At 53.9% G+C, this 573-nt stretch carries 1 protein-coding gene; it reads left to right on the plus strand.

What is annotated here, in order from left to right; genetic code table 11:
• The first annotated feature begins 130 nt into the window (after positions 1 to 130).
• Positions 131 to 508: a hypothetical protein gene (locus tag ACDP63_RS25140; protein ID WP_010400853.1), complete on the plus strand. Its 378-nt coding sequence runs from the start codon at positions 131 to 133 to the stop codon at positions 506 to 508.
• Positions 509 to 573: the final 65 nt, after the last annotated feature.

Consider the following 573-nt stretch of genomic DNA (forward strand, 5'->3'; position numbering starts at 1 on the left):
CTGTCTAGGCGACCCCATGGGCTCGTCACTGTCGTCAATACAAATTTTGATCACGCGCCATCAAAAGGGCTTGAAATTCAGTTGACTGCTAGAGATAGACTGCCTGCACAGTTCGGTCTTGGAGGTATAGATGAAGCTGTTCCCGAACCATGCCGCCTTCCTAGTCACGATCTCCCTACTGGCCGCATGCTCGCCAGCGGTGACGATCACTAGCCGCTCAACGGGTCAACAGGGAACAGGCACCCTGGAAAACACCGCGTTCGGCAATTCAGGGAAAGCGAACCTTACTATCGGCGACGAACAATACACCGGCACATGGATGGCCGTGAGAGACACCGGCGTTCTGGGATTTTCAGGCGATGCCGGCAACGGAAACGCAATCCTCCGCTCCAACAAGGGGAGCCATATGACCTGTCAGTTCAGGTATAGCATGAAGACGTATAACGCCTTGGGAACGTGCACCAAAGACGAAAAAGAGACTTTCGATCTGCAAGCGACGCTGACCTGATATCTGCAAGACTCCTTAGCGCGGGTTAGCTCGTTTCAAGCCAGGAAAGGGCCATAGCGTCATCG

The sequence above is a fragment of the Paracoccus sp. P2 genome, from assembly GCF_046335115.1.
Classification (GTDB): Bacteria; Pseudomonadota; Alphaproteobacteria; order Rhodobacterales; family Rhodobacteraceae; genus Paracoccus; species Paracoccus pantotrophus.

Bases quoted from the DNA above. Each gene is read 5' to 3' on its own strand.
- ACDP63_RS25140 (WP_010400853.1), top strand. From the start codon at position 131: ATGAAGCTGTTCCCGAACCATGCCGCCTTCCTAGTCACGATCTCCCTA.